General features: G+C 64.8%; 18 protein-coding genes. 14 read left to right on the top strand and 4 right to left on the bottom strand.

Annotated elements, in window-relative coordinates; translation table 11 throughout:
- Positions 1 to 115: 115 nt before the first annotated feature.
- A complete protein-coding gene (gene flgA / locus F816_RS0102265) occupies positions 116 to 793 on the bottom strand; it encodes a flagellar basal body P-ring formation chaperone FlgA (RefSeq protein WP_019593364.1) in 678 nt (225 codons plus the stop codon).
- Between the two features lie 522 nt (positions 794 to 1,315).
- Between flgA and F816_RS0102260 the strand changes: the two genes are divergently transcribed.
- The 14 genes from F816_RS0102260 (at position 1,316) to F816_RS0102195 (ending at position 15,193) form a co-directional block, all read left to right on the top strand.
- Positions 1,316 to 2,254, top strand: a complete 939-nt coding sequence (locus F816_RS0102260) for a chemotaxis protein CheV (RefSeq protein WP_019593363.1) — start codon at positions 1,316 to 1,318, stop codon at positions 2,252 to 2,254.
- A 204-nt stretch (positions 2,255 to 2,458) separates the two neighbouring features.
- The gene (locus F816_RS0102255) at positions 2,459 to 3,274 is read left to right on the top strand and encodes a protein-glutamate O-methyltransferase CheR (protein WP_018145462.1); all 816 of its coding nucleotides are present in this window, start codon (positions 2,459 to 2,461) and stop codon (positions 3,272 to 3,274) included.
- Between the two features lie 216 nt (positions 3,275 to 3,490).
- A complete protein-coding gene (flgB, locus tag F816_RS0102250) occupies positions 3,491 to 3,898 on the top strand; it encodes a flagellar basal body rod protein FlgB (protein ID WP_038085186.1) in 408 nt (135 codons plus the stop codon).
- Positions 3,899 to 4,229: 331 nt separating this feature from the next.
- Entirely contained in the window at positions 4,230 to 4,649 is a 420-nt protein-coding gene (gene flgC / locus F816_RS0102245) for a flagellar basal body rod protein FlgC (RefSeq protein ID WP_018145464.1), read from the top strand.
- A 10-nt stretch (positions 4,650 to 4,659) separates the two neighbouring features.
- Positions 4,660 to 5,334 carry a flagellar hook assembly protein FlgD gene (locus F816_RS0102240; protein ID WP_018650013.1) on the top strand — a complete coding sequence of 225 codons (675 nt, stop codon included), beginning with the start codon at positions 4,660 to 4,662 and terminating at the stop codon, positions 5,332 to 5,334.
- Positions 5,335 to 5,377: 43 nt separating this feature from the next.
- Positions 5,378 to 6,622, top strand: a complete 1,245-nt coding sequence (gene flgE, locus F816_RS0102235; protein WP_019593361.1) for a flagellar hook protein FlgE — start codon at positions 5,378 to 5,380, stop codon at positions 6,620 to 6,622.
- Between the two features lie 32 nt (positions 6,623 to 6,654).
- Positions 6,655 to 7,395 carry a flagellar basal-body rod protein FlgF gene (gene flgF / locus F816_RS0102230; RefSeq protein WP_018145467.1) on the top strand — a complete coding sequence of 247 codons (741 nt, stop codon included), beginning with the start codon at positions 6,655 to 6,657 and terminating at the stop codon, positions 7,393 to 7,395.
- A gap of 36 nt (positions 7,396 to 7,431) precedes the next feature.
- On the top strand, positions 7,432 to 8,220 hold the full coding sequence (gene flgG, locus F816_RS0102225) for a flagellar basal-body rod protein FlgG (protein ID WP_018145468.1): 789 nt from the start codon (positions 7,432 to 7,434) through the stop codon (positions 8,218 to 8,220).
- A gap of 4 nt (positions 8,221 to 8,224) precedes the next feature.
- On the top strand, positions 8,225 to 8,923 hold the full coding sequence (flgH, locus tag F816_RS0102220) for a flagellar basal body L-ring protein FlgH (RefSeq protein ID WP_018145469.1): 699 nt from the start codon (positions 8,225 to 8,227) through the stop codon (positions 8,921 to 8,923).
- A 27-nt stretch (positions 8,924 to 8,950) separates the two neighbouring features.
- The gene (locus F816_RS0102215) at positions 8,951 to 10,168 is read left to right on the top strand and encodes a flagellar basal body P-ring protein FlgI (protein WP_019593360.1); all 1,218 of its coding nucleotides are present in this window, start codon (positions 8,951 to 8,953) and stop codon (positions 10,166 to 10,168) included.
- Positions 10,168 to 11,208 carry a flagellar assembly peptidoglycan hydrolase FlgJ gene (gene flgJ / locus F816_RS0102210; RefSeq protein ID WP_019593359.1) on the top strand — a complete coding sequence of 347 codons (1,041 nt, stop codon included), beginning with the start codon at positions 10,168 to 10,170 and terminating at the stop codon, positions 11,206 to 11,208. The genes F816_RS0102215 and flgJ overlap by 1 nt, the downstream gene beginning before the upstream one ends.
- 62 nt (positions 11,209 to 11,270) lie before the next feature.
- Positions 11,271 to 13,148 carry a flagellar hook-associated protein FlgK gene (gene flgK, locus F816_RS0102205; protein ID WP_019593358.1) on the top strand — a complete coding sequence of 626 codons (1,878 nt, stop codon included), beginning with the start codon at positions 11,271 to 11,273 and terminating at the stop codon, positions 13,146 to 13,148.
- Between the two features lie 21 nt (positions 13,149 to 13,169).
- Positions 13,170 to 14,426 carry a flagellar hook-associated protein FlgL gene (gene flgL, locus F816_RS0102200; protein WP_019593357.1) on the top strand — a complete coding sequence of 419 codons (1,257 nt, stop codon included), beginning with the start codon at positions 13,170 to 13,172 and terminating at the stop codon, positions 14,424 to 14,426.
- A 77-nt stretch (positions 14,427 to 14,503) separates the two neighbouring features.
- The gene (locus F816_RS0102195) at positions 14,504 to 15,193 is read left to right on the top strand and encodes a hypothetical protein (RefSeq protein ID WP_019593356.1); all 690 of its coding nucleotides are present in this window, start codon (positions 14,504 to 14,506) and stop codon (positions 15,191 to 15,193) included.
- A gap of 743 nt (positions 15,194 to 15,936) precedes the next feature.
- Here F816_RS0102195 and F816_RS0102190 read toward each other — a convergent pair.
- Genes F816_RS0102190 through egtC form a run of 3 tightly spaced genes read right to left on the bottom strand, consistent with a single transcriptional unit; the run spans position 15,937 to position 18,687 of the window.
- Positions 15,937 to 16,686: an SIMPL domain-containing protein gene (locus F816_RS0102190; RefSeq protein WP_019593355.1), complete on the bottom strand. Its 750-nt coding sequence runs from the start codon at positions 16,684 to 16,686 to the stop codon at positions 15,937 to 15,939.
- 12 nt (positions 16,687 to 16,698) lie between these two features.
- Positions 16,699 to 17,889 (bottom strand): SUMF1/EgtB/PvdO family nonheme iron enzyme, encoded by a 1,191-nt coding sequence (locus F816_RS0102185; protein WP_019593354.1) that lies wholly within the window; start codon positions 17,887 to 17,889, stop codon positions 16,699 to 16,701.
- A gap of 15 nt (positions 17,890 to 17,904) precedes the next feature.
- The gene (gene egtC, locus F816_RS0102180) at positions 17,905 to 18,687 is read right to left on the bottom strand and encodes an ergothioneine biosynthesis protein EgtC (RefSeq protein WP_018938513.1); all 783 of its coding nucleotides are present in this window, start codon (positions 18,685 to 18,687) and stop codon (positions 17,905 to 17,907) included.
- Positions 18,688 to 18,715 lie beyond the last annotated feature (28 nt).

Raw genomic sequence — 18,715 nt, 5'->3', positions numbered from 1 at the left:
TGCTGCAATTGTTTACGGCCAGCGGTGCTGAAACTGTAGGCCTCGAGGGCGGAAAAGTGTAACCGGCTTCACAATCCGCTTCGAAGATCATCGGCGTGCCTGGTGAGGCGAGGCCTCAAAGCGCTACCCGGATGTGGCCGGAGGCCTGGATTTCGCCTTCGACGACCCGCCCGGAGGATGCGTTCTTGACGCGGATTCGCTCGCCCAGCGTCCCGTTCTCCAGCGCTTCGCCCTGCATGCGGATGGCGATTGAGCCGTTCTCTGCCAGGATGGTAACCCGCTGGCCGCGACTGATGATCTCGCGCGGGCTCACGTGCTGGGTTCCGATGATCTGACCCGGGCGGATGCTGCGCCGGGTCTGCTGGCCGATCAGGGCATTCTTTTCCTCATGATAACTGCCGGCATGGCGCGAGGTCTCGATTCGCTGGAAACGCAGGTCGCCCGCCGAGAGGGTGTGCTGGCGCGGCAGGGTGCGGTTCGCAACCAGCACTTCGGCGTAACGTTCGACCGTCGCCGGCACGTATAACTGCCAGGTCACCGGGCCGGCACACTGGATATGGACAGCGGTGTTGCCGTCACGCCGCCCGCCGGGTGGTAAACGCGCTTCCAGGCCGTCCGTGCAGGGGACGAGGCGCAGACGCTTGTCGAGCTGGCCAATCTCGATGGAAACATCCTTCTCGCTATCGGTAACGCCCAGTTCCTGAATCAGGAACTGCTCGGCGGCGTGACGGATGTCGTCAACTGGGTGGACTTCGGCCCGGACGCTGGTAGACAGCAGTACCAGGATGAACAAGAGGGCGACTCCGGCAAGGAGACGCGGAATGCTTCGCACACTGGCGTTCGAGTCGATCACGCTCGCTGGCGAGGCATCGGAGGGCCCGCCTTTTCCTGGAACGAATGAGGCCCCAACGCGAACGGGCGAACGGATCAGCGTCTTCCTGGCAGCGGAAGAGAATTCTGAAATGTTTCGGCGCTGGTTCATGTCGCGGTCCTGTTTGGTCCTGTCCTGCGCAGCCCGTTCGGTGCGGGCGTCGGACTGTGCGCGAATGGCTCGGGTTTGGCGGATCTTGCGTCGATGTCGAGCGAGTCGCGAGCGGTTTCAGTCCGCAAAAACAAGCAGATCTCGTGCCAATGAACGGGCATCCGGTGCCACGCGCGCATTCAAGGCCCGTCGCGGGCGGCCGTTATGGCCATGAGGCGGCGTCAGAAGGCGCATGCACGCTAATGCAAATGACAGGCCGGGGTTGCGCGGTGCACACTTGGCCTTTGAGGCCTGTCCGGTGCTAAGAGCAATCGGGGCAAGGAGAGCGGCACGATGAGTCAATTCATTGACGATGTGAATCAGCGAACCCAGTTGGTGGGGCAGAACCGCATGGAGCTGCTGCTGTTCCATCTGGGCGGGTCGCAGACCTTCGGGATCAATGTCTTCAAGGTCCGCGAGGTGATTCCGTCGCCACCGCTGCGTCAGATTCCCGGCTCCATGAGCGTCGTACGCGGGGTGGCGACGTTGCGTGGCGGTACCGTGCCGATCATTGACCTGGCGCGAGCGATGGGCCTGCGTGGCGCCGTCGGGGCGGTCGACAATGGGGAGCAGAAGGTGGTGGTCACCGAGTTCAATCGTTCGGTGCAGGGCTTCTGGGTGTCGGCGGTGGACCGCATCGTCAACGTGAACTGGCAGGACGTGAAGTCGCCCCCGCGCGGAACCGGACGCGAATCCTTCCTGGTGGCCGTCACGGAGATCGACAACAAGCTGGTCGAGATTATCGATGTCGAACGGGTGCTCTCCATCGTGAACCCGCTGCCCAGCGAGATTTCGCCATCCATCCGCGAGAACGCCCGCGAGGCCAGCGGGCGCAAGGTCGTGATCGTCGATGACTCGGTGGTGGCGCGCAAGCAGATCGAGGGGGCGATCAAGGGGCTCGGTTTCGAATACGATGTCTTCAAGGATGGCCAGGAAGCACTGGACTTCCTTGAGCAGAAGGCCGCGGAAGGGCCGGTAGGGGACCAGGTCGAACTGGTGATCTCGGATATCGAGATGCCACGCATGGACGGCTACACCCTGACCGCGCGCATCCGGGACAATCCCGCGCTGCAGAATTTGCGGGTGCTGTTGCACTCCTCACTGAGTGGGGAATTCAACACGGATATGGTCAAGCGCGCGGGGGCCGATGCCTTTTTGTCCAAGTTCAATCCCGACGAGCTGGCGAATGCGGTGCTGGACCAGACCGGGCGCCCGGATCCGCAGGCCGAATGACCGGTCGGGCGGAACCGCGTTGCCGCTCGGCAAGCCCGGAGCGGCGACGGGTGGCCGCCACTCGGTGTGTATGGTGCCATGCGCGCGACGCCGTATACTCGACCCGATCTTCGGGATCACCCCGGTTTTCCGGCCAAGAGGCCCCGGTCAAGGATTCGTCATCAGGATGCCTAATCACGATGGACAGCGCTCAGGGATGACTTGGTGATCGATTCCCGCGACTACGAGGAGTTCTCCCGCTTTCTGCAGGACTGCTGCGGTCTGGTGCTGGGCGACAGCCGCCAGTACCTGGTTTCCAGTCGTCTGTCGCGGCTGCTCGACGAGTTCGACTTCAAGAGCGTCCCGGAACTGCTGCATGCCATGCGGCAGGCCCCGAATCCGCGCCTGCGCACCCGCGTGATCGATGCGATGACGACCAACGAGACGTCCTGGTTCCGCGATGGCTTTCCGTTCGAGATCCTGCGCCACGTGCTGTTGCCGGAACTGGCCGCGAAGGGAGGCAGCATCAAGGTCTGGTCCGCGGGCTGCTCCAGTGGGCAGGAGGCCTATACGATCTCGATGGTGGTCTCGGAATGGGAGGAGTCGCGGCCGGCCCGGAAGGTACCGGTTTCCATTCTGGGCACGGACCTGTCAGAGAAGATCCTGGACGATGCGCGGCGGGCCGTGTACGACGGCCTGAGCATCGTGCGCGGGCTCAGCGAGAGCCGGCGCGCGCGCTTCTTCGAGACCGTCGCGGATGGCCACAAGGTGATCCCGGATGTGCAGCGTCGCTGTCGCTTTCAGAAGCTCAACCTGATCGACAGCTATGCGGCGCTGGGCAAGTTCGACCTGGTGTTCTGCCGCAACGTGCTGATCTATTTCTCTGGCGACACCAAGCGACAGGTTCTTGACGCTATCGCCCGGCAGATGAATCCGGGCGGGTATCTGTTTCTTGGCGCTTCCGAGACCGCAGGGCCTTATACCCAGGCTTTCGAGACCGTACGAACCGAGTACGGCTCGGTACTTCGTCTGAAGTCCTGACGTAATCCAGCCCCGGGGCTGATTCCCGGGAACGCCCGTGCAATGCGGGCGGCGAGTCGTTCCATCCCTTCCCCTGGCTGCCCGCTGTGCCTGCGTCCCTGCGGCACGCCGCTCGAGAATGGCATAACGATTGCTTCAGTCCCCCTGCGAAGGGTCGCAATCGGTGCGCCCCGTTCTCCAAGCGAGGGTCCGCCACGGGCGGACAGGACGGAAGCGATGAGTCTCTCTCTCGACAAGGCGATGGGTATTTCTCCGCAGGCGGTGAATGTGCGGGCGCAGCGCATGGAGCTGTTGGCCTCCAACATCGCCAACGCGGATACCCCGAACTACAAGGCGCGGGATATCGATTTTCGTGCGGTACTCGAATCCGCGGCCGGCGGCGGCAATAGCTTGCCCATGGCGCGCAGCCAGGCGGCGCATCTCGACCCCAATGCTGGCGCGATGAACGGACAGGTCGAGGCGCTTTACCGCATCCCCTCGCAGGCGTCGCTGGATGGAAACACGGTGGACCCGCAGATGGAGCGGGCCGCCTTTGCCGAGAACGCCGTTCAATACCAGAGCAGCCTGGAATTCCTCAATCGCCGGGTCTCCGGCATTCGTGAAGCCCTGCGGGGCGATCGTTAGGGAAACGCTGATCAATGTACACACTTGCGTTGGTACCCCAGGTTTTTCGAGACAAGGCGCGTCGTGCAGCGGGTAGTGGGTCTAGCCGTCCGTTTCTGATGAATTCGGGGCGCAACGCAGGATCGGGGAACCTGGGGTACCAACCCCACCAACCATTCAAAGCAGGGGCTTGGCCGCTTTTGAGTGCGCACGGCGTTGCGGCTCTCTTGTGCAGATTGACTGCACTGCGGTCACCGCGCCTTGTTCGCACCCAAAAGCGACTCGAGCGCGAGTGCGTACATTCATCAGTGTTTCCCTCGCGTGACGCGGAACTGATCGGGAGATCGATGTCGTGAGTAACCTTTTCAGCCTGTTCAATACCTCCGCCTCGGCGCTGTCGGCGCAGTCGGTGCGCCTGAACACCGTGGCCTCGAACCTGGCCAACGCGAACACCGCGGCGACCAACCCCGACGAGGCCTATCGCGCCAAGCAGGTGCTGTTCCAGAGCGTGATGGACCAGGCCAACCCGAATGGTTCGTCGACGGCCGTTCGGGTGGCCGGCGTGACCGAGTCGCAGGCGGCGCCGCATGCGCATTACGAACCCCATCACCCGCAGGCCAACGAGGAGGGCTACATCTTCCGTCCGGCCATCAGCGTGGTGGAGGAGATGGCCAACATGATGTCCGCCTCGCGCAACTACGAAGCGAACGTGGAGGTGATGGAGACCTCGCGTCAGCTGCTCCAGCGCACATTGCAGATCGGTCAAGGCTAGGGAGCCATCGATGACACAGATATCCCCCGAATTGCTGGATCGCCTGGGCCTCTCGCGCCCCGAGCAGAAACAGGACAAGGACATGGACCGCCTGGGCCAGTCCGACTTCCTCAAGCTGATGACGACCCAGCTGGAGAATCAGGACCCAATGGAGCCGATGGACAACGGCGACTTCCTGGGCCAGATGGCGCAGTTCTCGACCGTAACCGGCATCGAGGAGCTGTCCAAATCCTTCCAGCAGCTGGCCCAGTCGCTGGGCCAGAACCAGACGCTGCAGGCCGCCTCACTGGTAGGCAAGGACGTGCTGGTTCCCGTCGAATTCGGCGAGCTGGGTCCGGACGGCCTGATCAAGGGTGCGGTGGACCTGGATCGCTCCACGGAGGAGCTGCAGATCGACGTGTACAGCCCGAACGGCGAGCGCATCCGCCGCATGAACCTGGGCGCCGCCGGCAGCGGCCTGCAGGAGTTCAGCTGGAACGGCATGCGCGACGACGGGACCTTCGCACCCCCGGGCGTCTACGAGTTCAAGGCCACGGCCCGCTCCGGGACCCAGTCCGAGGCCGTGGATACCTTTCTGGATGCCCGCGTGGAGAGCGTCGCGGTGGGTAACGATTCCGGGCTGGCACTGACCGTGCAAGGCCTGGGCGAGATCAGCTTTTCGGATGTACGGCGGATTGGCGGCTAACGGCCGGCTCGCGTCGAACGAACCCTAACGGAGGAAACACCCCATGCCCTTCAATATCGGATTGAGCGGACTGAACGCGGCCCAGGCCGACCTACAGACCACCGGCAATAACGTCTCGAACTCGGGGACCACCGGTTTCAAGCGCTCGCGGGCGGAGTTCGGTGACGTGTTTGCCCAGAGCTTCGGTGGCATCAGTCAGACGGCGATCGGCTCCGGCACGCGCCTGCAGGCGGTGACCCAGCAGTTCTCGCAGGGCCGGACCGAGTTCACCGAGAACGGCCTGGACCTGGCAATCAACGGCGAGGGCTTCTTTGTCCTGAACGACCAGGGCAGCACGGTGTACAGCCGGGCGGGAGCCTTCCAGGTCGATCGCGACGGCTACCTGGTGAACAACCAGGGGCTACGTCTGCGTGGCTATGACGAGGCTGGTGGGACCAATCTCGGAGATCTGCGTCTGCAAACCGATACGGCCGCTCCCCAGGCCACCGAAAACCTTGAGGCACTGATTAACTTGCGTTCGGATGCGGCGACATTGAGTGACGATCCGGACGATTTCGTTCTCGATGACCCGGAGACCTACAACTTCTCCACCTCGCTCACCATGTATGACTCCCTAGGTATTGCGCGGGACGCCAACCTCTACTTCGTGAAGACTGCCCAGAACGAGTGGAATGCCCATGTTGCGGTGCGGCGAGACGATGGAAACTTGGAGGAGCTCGCTAACTATGGGGGTGGTGATTCAGGGCCGTTGGGTCTGGAGTTCGATGTCAATGGCCAGCTGGTGGGTGTAGATCCGCCCGCGGAAGGCCTCACCGTCCCGGGCGGTAGCTTGGACGGCGCGGATGACTTGGTCTTCGATATCAACTTCGACGGGACCACGCAGTTCGGTGGTGATTTCTCGGTGAACGACCTGAATCAGGACGGTTTCGCCTCCGGCCAGCTGACCGGCATCGATATCGACCAGACCGGTGTAGTGTTCGCGCGCTTCACCAATGGTCAGTCCTCGGTTCTCGGCCAGCTGGCGCTGGCGAATTTCCCCAACCCGCAGGGTCTGGAACAGCTAGGTGACAACAACTGGGCCGAAACCTTCGCGGCGGGTGACGTGCGACTGGATCGTCCAGGGTCGAGCAACCTAGGTTCCGTACAGGCCGGTGCACTTGAGGCCTCCAATGTGGATATCGCGCAGGAGCTGGTGAATCTGATCACTGCGCAGCGCAACTTCCAGGCGAACGCGCAGACGATCTCCACGGCCGATCAGGTCACCCAGACGATCATCAACATCCGTTAAGTCGCGGATGAGACGCTGAAGAGGGCTTGAGCATGGATCGATTTCTGTACATCGCGATGTCCGGTGCGAAGGAGACGATGCACGCACAGGCCATCAACAACCACAACCTGGCCAACGCCAATACCGACGGCTTCCGCCAGGCGCTGGCCACGGCGGATACCTTGCCGGTGCGCGGGCCGGGCCATGCCTCGCGCGACTACACCCAGATCGGCAACGATGCGGTGGATTTCAGCAAGGGCAAGATGCAGAGCACCGGCCGCGATATGGACATCGCCATTGAGGGCGAAGGCTTTATCGCGGTCCAGGGCCCGGACGGGGAGGAAGGCTACACCCGCGCCGGCTCGCTGCATGTGGACGCCTTCGGGCTGCTGCGCACCGCGCAGGGCCACCAGGTGCTGGGGGATGGCGGCCCGATTGCCATCCCGCCGGCAGAGCAGATCGAGATCGGCACCGACGGCACCATCAGCGTGCGCCCCCTGGGCGTGGGCCCGGAGGCCCTGGCGGCGGTGGAACGCATCCGCCTGGTCAACCCGGACACCGACGAACTCCAGCGCGGGGATGACGGCCTGTTCCGCCTGGCGGAAGGGGGCGAGGCCCCGGCGGACGCCGAGGTGCGCGTGGTCTCCGGGATGCTGGAGGGCAGCAATGTGAACACCGTGGAGGCCCTGACCCGGATGATCGAGCTGTCCCGACACTTCGAGATGCAAGTGAAGATGATGGACAGCGCCAACACGCTTGAACAAAGCAGCAACCGCTTGCTCGGCCTCGGCTAGGCAGCGGTCACTTTGCAGGACTGACAGGAGAACACCATGAACCAGGCACTGTGGATCGCCAAGACCGGCCTCGACGCGCAGCACACGCGCATGTCGACGGTCTCGAACAACCTGGCCAACGTGAATACCACCGGCTTCAAGAAAGACCGGGCGGTATTCGAGGACCTGATCTATCAGACGGTACGCCAGCCGGGCGCCCAGGCCACTCAGGACCAGCAGCTGCCCTCGGGCCTGCAGATCGGTACCGGGGTGCGCGCCGTCTCCACCGAGAAGATGTTTCAGCAGGGCAACCTGCAGCAGACGGACAACTCGCTGGATATGGCCATCGAGGGCCGCGGGTTCTTCCAGATCCTGCTGCCGGACGGAAATGTGGGCTACACCCGGGACGGCAGCTTCCAGTTGAACTCGGATGGCCAGGTGGTGATGTCCAATGGCTACCCGCTGCAGCCGGGTCTGTTTGTGCCGGAGGACACCCAGTCCCTCTCGATCGGCAAGGACGGCACGGTGACCGCGCAGATTCCGGGGCAGGCCGCCCCGGTGGAGCTGGGCAATATCCAGCTGGCGGATTTCGTGAATCCGGCCGGTCTGCAGGCGGTGGGCGAGAACCTGTTTCGCGAGTCCGCGGCCTCGGGCGTGGCGCAGCAGTCCCTGCCGGGCCTGAACGGCACCGGCACCGTGGTGCAGGGCTCGCTGGAGACCTCGAACGTGAACATCGCCGAAGAACTGGTGAACATGATCGAGACTCAGCGCGCCTACGAGGTCAACTCCAAGGCGATCTCCGCGGCCGACCAGTCGCTGCAGTTCGTCAACCAGACGATCGGGTGATCTGATGACGCGCCTCGGAACCGTTCTCCGCCTGGCCCTGGCTGTGACCGCCGCGTTGCTGCTGTCCGCCTGCGCCGCCACTCAGACGACCAAGCCGGACGACAACCCGGAGTACCAGCCGGTGATGCCGGCGCAGCCGGTCCCGCAGTCGCAGAACAATGGCGGCATCTACCAGGCCGCCCATTCCCAGGGGCTGTTCGAGGACTACAAGGCGCGCAATGTCGGCGACATCCTGACGGTCATCCTTGCGGAGAGCACCAACGCGCAGAAGTCGGCGTCGACTTCGACCGGCAAGGATTCGAACCTGGAGCTGGGCAATCTCTCGGCCTTCGGCCGCGACGCCACGTTCAACGGTCGCCCGTTGTTTGGGGCGAGCAACTCGAGTTCGCGGGACTTCGACGGGTCCGGGGATTCCTCGCAGAGCAACCAGCTCGACGGCGAGATCACCGTGACCGTGGCCGAGGTGCTGGCGAACGGCAACCTGGTCGTGCAGGGCGAGAAATGGCTGGGCATCAACCAGGGCGAGGAGTACGTGCGCTTTCGCGGCATCGTGCGCCCGGTGGACGTGACCACCAACAACACCGTGCTCTCCACCCAGGTGGCCAACGCCCGCGTGTACTACGGCGGTTCCGGCGTACTGGCGGACAGCAACACACCTGGGTGGATCACGCGCTTCTTCAACAGCCCGATCTGGCCCTTCTGACCCGGCATGACCGTGGCGAGGTACGACATGGATTCCACACGCACGACACAACGCGCCTCAGGCTTACCGGCTGCGCCGTTCGGCGACTGGCGCCGGCTGGGGCTACTGTTCCTGGCGGCGCTGCTGGTGGCGGGGCTGGGGAGTGCCGCGGTCTCGGCGCAGACCGCGATGCAGCAGCAGGTGGCCATGCAGGAGCGCAGCTACATGGAGCGGGTCAAGGATGTGGCCAGCGTCTCCGGCGTGCGTGACAACCAGCTGATCGGTTATGGCCTGGTGGTCGGCCTCGATGGTACGGGGGACCAGACCACCCAGACCCCGTTCACCGTTCAGAGCCTGAACAACATGCTGGGCCAGCTGGGGCTGACGCCGGATGCTGGCAACCCGCAGCTGCGCAACGTGGCCGCGGTGATGGTCACGGCTGAACTGCCACCGTTCGCCAAGGCGGGTCAGCGGATCGATATCACCGTGTCGTCCATGGGCAACGCGACCAGCCTGCGCGGCGGCACGTTGCTGATGACACCGCTCAAGGGGGCGGATGGCCAGACCTACAGCATCGCCCAGGGCAATCTGATCGTGGGCGGGTTTGGCGCGGAAGGTACCGATGGCTCGCGCATCACCGTGAACGTGCCCAGCGTCGGCCGTATCCCCAACGGAGCAACCGTGGAGCGCGAGGTCCCGACCGCGTTCGCCCAGGGCGATCACGTCACCCTGAACCTCAACCGGCCGGACTTCACTACCGCCAACCGCCTGGTGCAGACGGTGAACGATACCTTCGGCCATGGCGTGGCCCATGCCCTCGACGGCTCGTCCGTGCGGGTGCGGGCGCCGGCGAACCCGGATCACCGGGTCGGTTTCGTGGCCGAGCTGGAGAACCTGCCGATCGAACGCGGCACGCCGCCGGCGCGCGTGATCGTGAACTCGCGTACCGGGACCGTGGTGATCGGCTCCAGTGTGCAGGTGACCCCTGCGGCCGTCTCCCACGGCAGCCTGACCGTCACCATCAGCGAGGCCCCTCAGGTCGTGCAGCCTGCGCCCTTTGGCGAGGGCGAGACCGCCATCCAGCCGGATACCGACATCGCGATCGAGGAGGGCGACAACACCATGTTCCTGTTCGACCCGGGCACCTCGCTGGACGAGATTGTCCGCGCCGTGAACAACGTGGGCGCGGCCCCGGGCGATCTGGTCGCGATCCTGGAGGCCCTGCGCGAGGCCGGTGCGCTGCGCGCGGAGTTGGTGGTGATCTGATGATTGGCTCGGGCATGGATACCCAGATGCAAGCCCGCGCGGCCATGGCCTCGGACCCCAGTGGTCTGCAGGACCTGGCCCGGGGCGCGCGTGCCGGCGATCAGAAGGGTCTGGAAGCCGTGGCCCGCGAGTTCGAGGCGATGCTGATCGGCCAGATGCTCAAGCAGATGCGCGAGGCCTCGCTGGGCGACGGCCTGTTCGACAACGACCAGAGCAACATGTACCTGGAGATGCAGGATCAGGAGTTCGCGAAGGCCATGAGCCAGGGCGACGGCATCGGCCTGCGCGATGCCCTGATGCGTCAGCTCTCTGCCCAGCAGCCTGTGGATCCCGAGACGCTGAACGACCCGGATCGCCAGGCGGCGCTCGAACTGCCGCGTCGACGCTCGGAGCTGGATACCCTGCGGGCGTTGCAGGGCGAGGCGGAATTCGAGTTGCGCCCGGTGGGCCCGCAACGCCCGGAAGCTGTGTCGCCGGAGGCGGCTCGCAAGGCGGCGCCGCAACCGGCACCCATTGCCTGGCCGCCGCGGGACGCCGCGGACTTTGTGCAGACCCTGGAACCCCTGGCGCGGGATGCCGCGGCGGAGCTGGGCGTTGAGCCAGGCATCCTGCTGGCGCAGAGCGCGCTGGAGACCGGCTGGGGGCAGCACGTCCCGTCGCGGGCCGATGGCCAGCCGAGCTTCAACCTGTTCGGCATCAAGGCCGACAGCCGCTGGGAGGGCGATCGCGTCTCGGTGGGCACGCTGGAGTTCCGCGAGGGCGTGGCCCAGCGCGAACAGGCGCGCTTCCGCGCCTATGCCGACCCGGCCGAGTCGTTCTCCGATTACGTCGAGTTCATTCGTAATAACCCGCGTTACCACCGGGCCCTCCAGGCCGGGGATGACGCGCAGTACATCCGCGAGCTGCAGGACGCCGGCTATGCCACCGACCCGGCCTACGCGGACAAGGTCCTGCGGGTGCGCGACCAGATGGCGGCGCATCGTGACAGCGGATCGACTCAAGTCGCGGCGGATGCCGCCGTTACCCGTACCAAGGGGTAGAGCATGAAGCAGAAATGGCCCAGTCCGGTTACTGAACAGGCGTTGTCGCGGGAGGCACGGGCATGAGCGCGTCCGGCATCGGCACCTCCGCGCTGCTGGCGTTCCAGCGCGCGATCGGCACGACCAGCAACAACATCGCGAACTCGGCGACCGAAGGCTACAGCCGCCAGCGCACCGAGCTCTCCAATCTGACCCCGCAGTTCCTGGGAGGCAGCTTCCAGGGCCAGGGCGTGCAGGTGGACACGATCCGCCGTATCTCCGACGACTTCGTGAACACCCAGCTGCGCAATTCGATCTCCGATCAGTCGAACGCCGAGCTGAAGGCCTCGCTGGCCGGGCGCATCGACGACCTGCTGGGCAGCTCCAGTTCCGGCCTGACGCCGGTGCTGCAGGACTTTTTTGATGCCGGCCAGGACCTGGCCAACGATCCGACCTCCAGCGCCGCGCGCACGGTCTTCCTGACCGAGGCGGAGTCTCTGGCCGAGCGATTCGGCTCGATCGACCGTCGCATCGAGGAGCAGCGCGACATCATCAACGGGCAGATCCGTACCAACGTCGACGAGATCAACTCGCTGACCGAGGCGGTCGCGGGGCTCAACCGCGAGATCGTGTCCAAGTCCACCCAAGGCACCCCGAACGATCTGCTGGACCAGCGCGATCGCGTGCTGAACCAGCTGGCGGAGAAGGTGAACGTCCGCATCACCGAGCAGGACGACGGCGCGGTGAATGTGTTCGTCGGCAATGGCCAGGCGCTGGTGCTGGGCGGTAACAACCGCGAACTGGTCGCCGAGTCGCTGACCGGGGATCCGCGCTCGCCGGATATCGGACTGGCCACCAGCGGCGATCCGGTCAATATCTCCCGCTTCATCCAGGGCGGCGAGCTGGGCGCTTTGCTGGAGACACGTACCGGCATCATCGACGAGGCCCAGAACACGCTGGGACGACTCGCCATCAGTATCGGCGAGGAATACAACCAGCAGAACCAGCTTGGGCTGGATCTTAACGGGGAGTTGGGCACGGATATCTTCGGGATCGCGGATTCGGCGGTCCGTGGTTTCCCGGGCAACGGTTCGAATGATGTTCCGGAGGTCGAGTTCACGGATGTCCGCGCAATCACCACGTCGGATTACCGCCTGCGGTATGACGATGCGGCAGATGAGTACGAGTTGACCCGGCTGTCCGACGGCGCCTTGGTCGCATCCGGTCCCGCGGGTGTTCTGGAAGGGAACGGGATCAGCGTCGATACGGGAGGCATCACGGGTGCGGAGGATGGCGATGAATGGCTGATCCAGCCGACGCGCAACGGAGCTCGTGATCTGTCGGTCGAGATGACGGACCCCTCCGGTATTGCGGCTGCCGCGGCCGTCCGCGCAGATCTTGGTGAGGGCAATACTGGTAATGCGACGATTGGTTCGGTGCAGGCGGTGGATGCCGATGATCCGGACCTGCTTGATGAGGTGGTGGTTGAGTTCACCGGAGGAAATTTCGAAGTTGGAACGGAAACCTTCGCACTGGATCCTGATGGCGTAACGACCATTACGGCCAACGGTTGGGAGATGGAAATCCGTGGTACGCCGGCGGACGGCGATACCTTTTTTGTGAGCAGCAACGAGGGGTATCCGGGCGACAACCGCAACATGCTGGCGATGAACGATCTGTCGGACGAGCGGCTGGTGGGTGGTGACCGTACCTTCGGGGATGGCTACAACAGCCTGCTGGCCAATGTCGGCACGCGTACGCGCCAGGCCCAGGTGGCGCAGGAATCGGCCAATGCCCAGCTGGAACAGGCCCGCGCCCAGCGCGAGGCGGTGTCCGGGGTCAACCTCGACGAAGAGGCGGCGGATCTGATCCGCTATCAGCAGGCCTATCAGGCGGCCGCTCAGGTCATTTCGGTCAGCAATTCGCTGTTCGATTCGCTGCTCGGCGCGTTCCGTCGCTAGCGGCCTCTGGAGACACGGATTATGCGCATCTCGACCACTCAGATCTTTCAGTCCGGCATCGACCAGATACAGCGTGGCCAGACCGAGTTGAATCGGACCTCGCTGCAGATGGGACGGGGCGAGCGCATCCTGTCGCCATCCGATGACCCGAGCGGTGCGACCCAGGTCAATCAATTCGAGCGCATTATCCAGGCCACCAAGCAGTACCAGCGAAACATCGACAACACCCAGCCGCGCCTGCAGCAGGAGGAGTCGGCCCTGCAAAGCGGGACGGACCTGCTACAGCGGGCGCGCGAGCTGGTGGTGGCCGGCAACAACGACAGCCAGACGAACGAGACGCGCAGTTATCTCGCGGGCGAGCTGCGCCAGCTGCGCGAGGGGATGTTTGATATTGCGAACACCAAGGATCCGAACGGCGAGTACTTGTTTGCGGGGACGAAGTCGTTGCAGCAGCCCTTCCAGCAGGATGGCACGGGTGCAGTTCGCTATGAAGGGGCCGAGGGCACGGGGAGCGTTCGCGAGGTCGCGATCTCGGCCAATCGAAAGATTCCTGTGGGCGACACTGGCGCGCGCGTGTTCATGGATATTCCGGAAAACGATGGCCGAGTCGGGACTGAAATCATCAATCGCGAGGCGGGCAGCAGCCTCGTTGTGGAGCAAACTGGCGTAAGTGACGTTGGCAGCCTCGACGGACGCGATTACACCATCGGGTTTTCTGATGATGGAGACGGCAACCTCCAGTTTTCGATCACCTACGAGGACGAGAATGGAGTGACCCAGTTCGCCGAGGATCCTAATGGGGATCCGATGGAAGACCGGCCTTATGTTTCTGGCGAGTCCATCCGTTTCGAAGGGCGTAATATCACTTTGAGTGGGAATCCCCAGCCGGGAGACGAGGTCCTTTCGCGCGCAGCCGATACCAAGGACGTGTTCGCAACACTGGACTCGATCATCGAAGCCCTTGAGCAAGGGGGAGCGACTCCGGAGACTCGGGCGAATCTCGCGACAGCCAGCAACACGGCGCTCGCCGACCTGGATGCCGTGCTGGGCAACTTCAGTGACATACGCGCCGAGGTGGGGTCGCGCCTGAAGAGCTTCGATCAGCAAAAGGATTTGAACGAGGACCGCCTGGTGGACCTGAACAGCGCTGTCTCCGAGATTCGCGACCTGGACTATGCCGAGGCGATCAGCCGTTTCAACCAGCAGCAGGTGGCCCTGCAGGCCGCGCAGCAGACCTATACCCAGGTGAACCGATTGTCGCTGTTCGACTTCCTCTGATCCGAGAGCTCAGGTGGGCGGGCCATGGTTGCGCCTTTGTGCGACCATGACGCCGTCCTGATCTGCGAGAGTCCGGCATGGCCAAGAACAACGAACCCTCCGCGCCCATCCAGTACCGTTCCACCGGGCGTCCCCCGCGCTACCTGATTGTCCTGCTGATCCTGGCGGCGTTGTGGGCGGGCTTCTGGGGTGTAATCCACCTGCAGTCGGGCGAGCCCGAGGCGGTGACGCTGGACGTCGAGGAGCAGGCCGAGCTGGAGGCCAAGCTGCAGGCGCTGGCGCCGCGCGATGCCGAGCCCCGCCCGGACCAGGCACCCGGTGACCCGATCATCGATCTCGACGCCGAGGCCGAGCCGCTGGTCCCGGAACTCTACGAGGAACGGGCCGAGGCACGCAGCGTGCGCTTCAGCGAGCGCGAATTGAATGCCCTGATCGCCCAGGACCCGGACCTGGCCGGACGCGTGGCCATGCGTCTTACGCCCGGGCAGGTCAGCACTCGGGTGCGTATTGAGGTTCCGGCCGATATCCCATTGCTGGGGGGGCGTGTCCTGAATGTCCGCTCGGGCGTGCGCTTTGAGACTGACGATGGGCGGGTGCATGCGCGCCTGGTCGGTGTCAGCGTCGCGGGGATCCCGCTGCCGGATGCCTGGCTGGGCGGGTTGAAGGACGAGGACCTGCTGGCGCTGGAGCCCTTCCAGCAACTGCGCGCGGGCATCGAGTCCATCGAGGTCCGCGACGGCGAACTGGTGCTGGAACTCGCCCGCTAAAGCCGCCCGAGTCCGTCCGCGAATCACACCGTTTCCCGCACGCGTTCATTTTTCCGTCAATGCTTCTACTAGGCGCGGAGGAGTGCGGGTCGGTTGCGGTGCCCCCTAATGCGTTTCGATCCTCAGGGAGACGCAACGCATAAACGGCGATGGCACGGAGTACCAAGCCCATCGGCCGCCCGGATCCTCACCGTGAGCCCGTCATCCCGGAAACCGCGCAGCGGTTATCCGGGATCTCCATCGTTGGAGGTGGCACAGATGTCGGGGTGTTGGTGCGCGGGGAGATCCCGGCTCTTCGCTGCGCTACGGCCGGGATGACGAGAAGGGGGGCACTATGGCCGGGATGATGGGAAAGCAGGGTCCCGCTGGGATAACGGCCGGGGGATTGGGGCTGGATGGTTGCACCCACATTCGGAATGACCGACTAACCCTCAGAATGCTCCCCAACCACCGTCATCCCGGAAACTGCGTAGCGGTTATCCGGGATCTCCATCGTTGGAGGTGGCACAGATGTCGGGGTGTTGGTGCGCGGGGAGATCCCGGCTCTTCGCTGCGCTACGGCCGGGATGACGAGAACGGGAGCGCTACGGCCGGGATGACGAGAGCGGAAGTGCCAAGGCCGGGGTGACGAGAATGGGAGCGCCGCGCGCACCGCTGGACACCCGGCGCTCGGGGACCGGGGGCCGCATGGGAACGGTGCGGTTCGGCGGGCGCCTCACGGCACTCTGCGATTGACGTTTACGCTAACGCGGGGTGACGCGCAGGGTCTCGGCGCCCAGGGCCTGCAGGCGTCCACGTACGCTGAGGGTCAAGGTGGAATGCCCGGCCTCCAGCGACGGCTGGCTGGCTGACTCGTCCATGGCGCGCATGGCCATCATGGGCTGTGGCCGATCGTAGTGGTCGTCCGGCAATTCCACTTCCAGTGTGCGCAGGTGTGTGGCTCCCAGCGAGCGGGCGATGACGCGTGCTTGTTCCTTCAGGTCTTCCATGGCCTCTTCGATCATCGCCTCGCGATGTTCCTGGCGCGCCTCGGGGCTGAGGGAGAATCGGATCTGGCTGACGTTGAGGTCCCGCTGCTGGAGCGCGCCGACCAGTTCGGTCAACCGATCGAAATCGGCTCCGGTCAGTTCCAGGTTCTGCTGGACCAGCCAGGCATTGATGCGGCTGCGGTCGTCGGAGTCGTGAATGGCGCGGGTGGAATAGCCGATGGTGCGGGCGTCAATCCCATCTTGTTCGCCGGCGCGTTCCAGTGCGGCTTGCATGTTGCGGTTGACGGTGGCGGCGGCCGTGGCGGCCTCCGGGGCGCGGGCCTCGGTCGTCATCAGCACGGTCATGTGGTCGTTGGCGACCTGGCGCTCGGCCTTGCCGGTCAGGGCCAGCGTGGTTCCGCCGTCGCTTGCGATGGCAGTAGCCGGAAACGCCAGGACCAGGGCGGCGAGCCCGGCGACGAGCCAGGACGGGCGGGGCGCGAGGGGAGTGTTCTTCGGTCGCATGTTCATGAACCTCTACAGATTGCGCGCAAGCCGGAGGCCGGCGAACACGTGGCGTTTTTCGGGGGTGAAGAAGTTGCGCATTGTAGAGCGGGTGAGCAATGGATCGCTCCAGGCGCTTCCGCCGCGCAAAACGTAGTGTTCGCCGTCGAACCAGGGTAGGGAGTATTCCTTGTACGGGAACGGCTGGAAGCCCGGGTAGGGCTGAAAGGGGTTGCCGCACCATTCCCATACCTGGCCCGTGGCGCGCAACCGCCCGGCCTGGGCGGCGTGTTCCCATTCGTGTTCGTGGGGGAGGCGGGCACCCACCCAGCGGGCGTAGGCCGAGGCCTCGAACCAGGAGAGTCCGACGGCGGGTGCATGCGGATCGAGTGCCTGGGTGCCGTGGGGGAGGGTTTGTACCCGGGTCCCGTCGGGTAGCTTCCGCCACCCGAGAGGGGCCGCGATGCCCGTTTGTACCAGCCAGGTTCGACCCGGCGGGTCCCAGTGGGGGCCCGGGCGGTAGCCTCCGGCCTCGATAAACGCGGCGATCTCGGCATTGGAGACCGGATGCGAGCGGATCGTGTGGGGGGCGAGTCGGACCGGGTGGAGGCCACGCTCGTTGTCGAAGGCGGTTGCCGCGTCGCTGCCGCTGACATGTTCGCCGCCCGGGCACTCGATCCAGTCGCCGCCGGCCGCCAGTGCGGGTTTTGGCTCCTGCGTTTGGGGTGGGGCGGGGCGATGCAGGCGGGCGAACCAGCGCACCTGCTCCAGGCTTTCCAGGTGCATGGCGTGGTGCTGCGCGAGAAAACCGGTCAGGTAGTCCCGCTCGAGCAGGGGATGCCGCCGCACCGCTGGATGGTTGTGCAACAAGTCCAGGTGATGTTGCTGGCTGGCCTGGCCCCATTCCAGCAGGGATTGGCGCGTCGGGAGTCTTCCGCCGCGGCGCCACTTCGGGCTCTGTTCCGGGAAGTAGAGATCGTGCCAGTCGCGCCGGTCGGGCGGTGGTTCACCCAGGATGCGTTCGTGTAGCCATACCGCCTCGATGAAATGGCAATGGGCGTAGTGCCACCCGATGGGACTCAGGTCCGGGTGATACTGATTGCGCCATTCGTTCCCCGGTGTCGACTCCAGTGCCGTGTTCAGGCGGTCGTGCTGGGTCGCCAGGCAGTCCAGGAGGTCGGATGGGTGCGGGTTTGCACTTGGCTGCGGATGGGCGGCATTCATATCCGGTGGAGCGTGTTACAGTGCCAGGAGTTCCGGCGGTTCGTCGGGATCGAGGATCAAAAGATGGCCGGGGGGGACCGGGCGCCAGCGTTCGCGGTCGGTGAGGGGCTCGGAGGCCACAACGACGCTGTCGTCGGGGAACGTCTCGTCATCGGTGGTGTAGTAGAGGCTGGGACAGGGCGCATTGACCGCATGGCGGCTGGCGATGATGCGGCGGCCGTCGGACAGGATCACGTTCAGCAGGGCGGTGTCGGCACCCAGCCAAGTCTCCACGGTGGAGAACGCCTCGCCGAGGGCGCCCTCCAGCGTCGCGTTGTCGTCATCGGCCAGGTATTGCCGGACCAGGGCGAAGAGGTATTCGGAATCGGTGGTTCCCTCGATGCTCGATTCGACCTCCTGGCTGAGGATGTTCTGGATCTGCCGCCGGATGTCGGGACGGAAGCGGCTGATCAGGCCGTTGTGGCTGTACAGCAGGCCATCGCGGGCGAATGGCTGGGCGTTGACGGTGTCGCCGCCGAAGCCGGGGGTTGCACTGCGGATGGCCGCAACCCACAGGGGCTGGGTCATGTCGCTGGCCAGATCCACCAGGTTGGGATCCTGCCAGAGCGGATCGGCGCGCCGGTAATGGCGCGCAATGCCCCCCTCGCCAAACCAGCCGAAGCCGAAGCCGTCGGCGTTGACGCGGGCATACACCAGCTCCTGCGGGGCCATGGCTTGTTCGATCAGGTTGTGTGGCGGATCCAGGATCAGGCTGCGCAGCGTGATCGGAGGACCCAGATAGGCGAGGTGTCGGCACATGGCTAGGGTCAGTTGGGGCGTCCGGGGT

The sequence above is a fragment of the Thioalkalivibrio sp. ALM2T genome (genome assembly GCF_000381505.1).
GTDB lineage: Bacteria > Pseudomonadota > Gammaproteobacteria > Ectothiorhodospirales > Ectothiorhodospiraceae > Thioalkalivibrio > Thioalkalivibrio versutus.
The sequence above is the reverse complement of the archived record's forward strand: the minus strand, read 5'-3'. Positions and strand labels throughout refer to the sequence as shown.

Bases quoted from the DNA above. Each gene is read 5' to 3' on its own strand.
- F816_RS0102260 (WP_019593363.1), top strand. From the start codon at position 1,316: ATGAGTCAATTCATTGACGATGTGAATCAGCGAACCCAGTTGGTGGGG.
- flgB (WP_038085186.1), top strand. From the start codon at position 3,491: ATGAGTCTCTCTCTCGACAAGGCGATGGGTATTTCTCCGCAGGCGGTG.
- F816_RS0102240 (WP_018650013.1), top strand. From the start codon at position 4,660: ATGACACAGATATCCCCCGAATTGCTGGATCGCCTGGGCCTCTCGCGC.
- flgE (WP_019593361.1), top strand. From the start codon at position 5,378: ATGCCCTTCAATATCGGATTGAGCGGACTGAACGCGGCCCAGGCCGAC.
- flgF (WP_018145467.1), top strand. From the start codon at position 6,655: ATGGATCGATTTCTGTACATCGCGATGTCCGGTGCGAAGGAGACGATG.
- flgG (WP_018145468.1), top strand. From the start codon at position 7,432: ATGAACCAGGCACTGTGGATCGCCAAGACCGGCCTCGACGCGCAGCAC.
- flgH (WP_018145469.1), top strand. From the start codon at position 8,225: ATGACGCGCCTCGGAACCGTTCTCCGCCTGGCCCTGGCTGTGACCGCC.
- F816_RS0102215 (WP_019593360.1), top strand. From the start codon at position 8,951: ATGGATTCCACACGCACGACACAACGCGCCTCAGGCTTACCGGCTGCG.
- flgJ (WP_019593359.1), top strand. From the start codon at position 10,168: ATGATTGGCTCGGGCATGGATACCCAGATGCAAGCCCGCGCGGCCATG.
- flgK (WP_019593358.1), top strand. From the start codon at position 11,271: ATGAGCGCGTCCGGCATCGGCACCTCCGCGCTGCTGGCGTTCCAGCGC.
- flgL (WP_019593357.1), top strand. From the start codon at position 13,170: ATGCGCATCTCGACCACTCAGATCTTTCAGTCCGGCATCGACCAGATA.
- F816_RS0102195 (WP_019593356.1), top strand. From the start codon at position 14,504: ATGGCCAAGAACAACGAACCCTCCGCGCCCATCCAGTACCGTTCCACC.
- F816_RS0102190 (WP_019593355.1), bottom strand. From the start codon at position 16,686: ATGCGACCGAAGAACACTCCCCTCGCGCCCCGCCCGTCCTGGCTCGTC.
- F816_RS0102185 (WP_019593354.1), bottom strand. From the start codon at position 17,889: ATGAATGCCGCCCATCCGCAGCCAAGTGCAAACCCGCACCCATCCGAC.
- egtC (WP_018938513.1), bottom strand. From the start codon at position 18,687: ATGTGCCGACACCTCGCCTATCTGGGTCCTCCGATCACGCTGCGCAGC.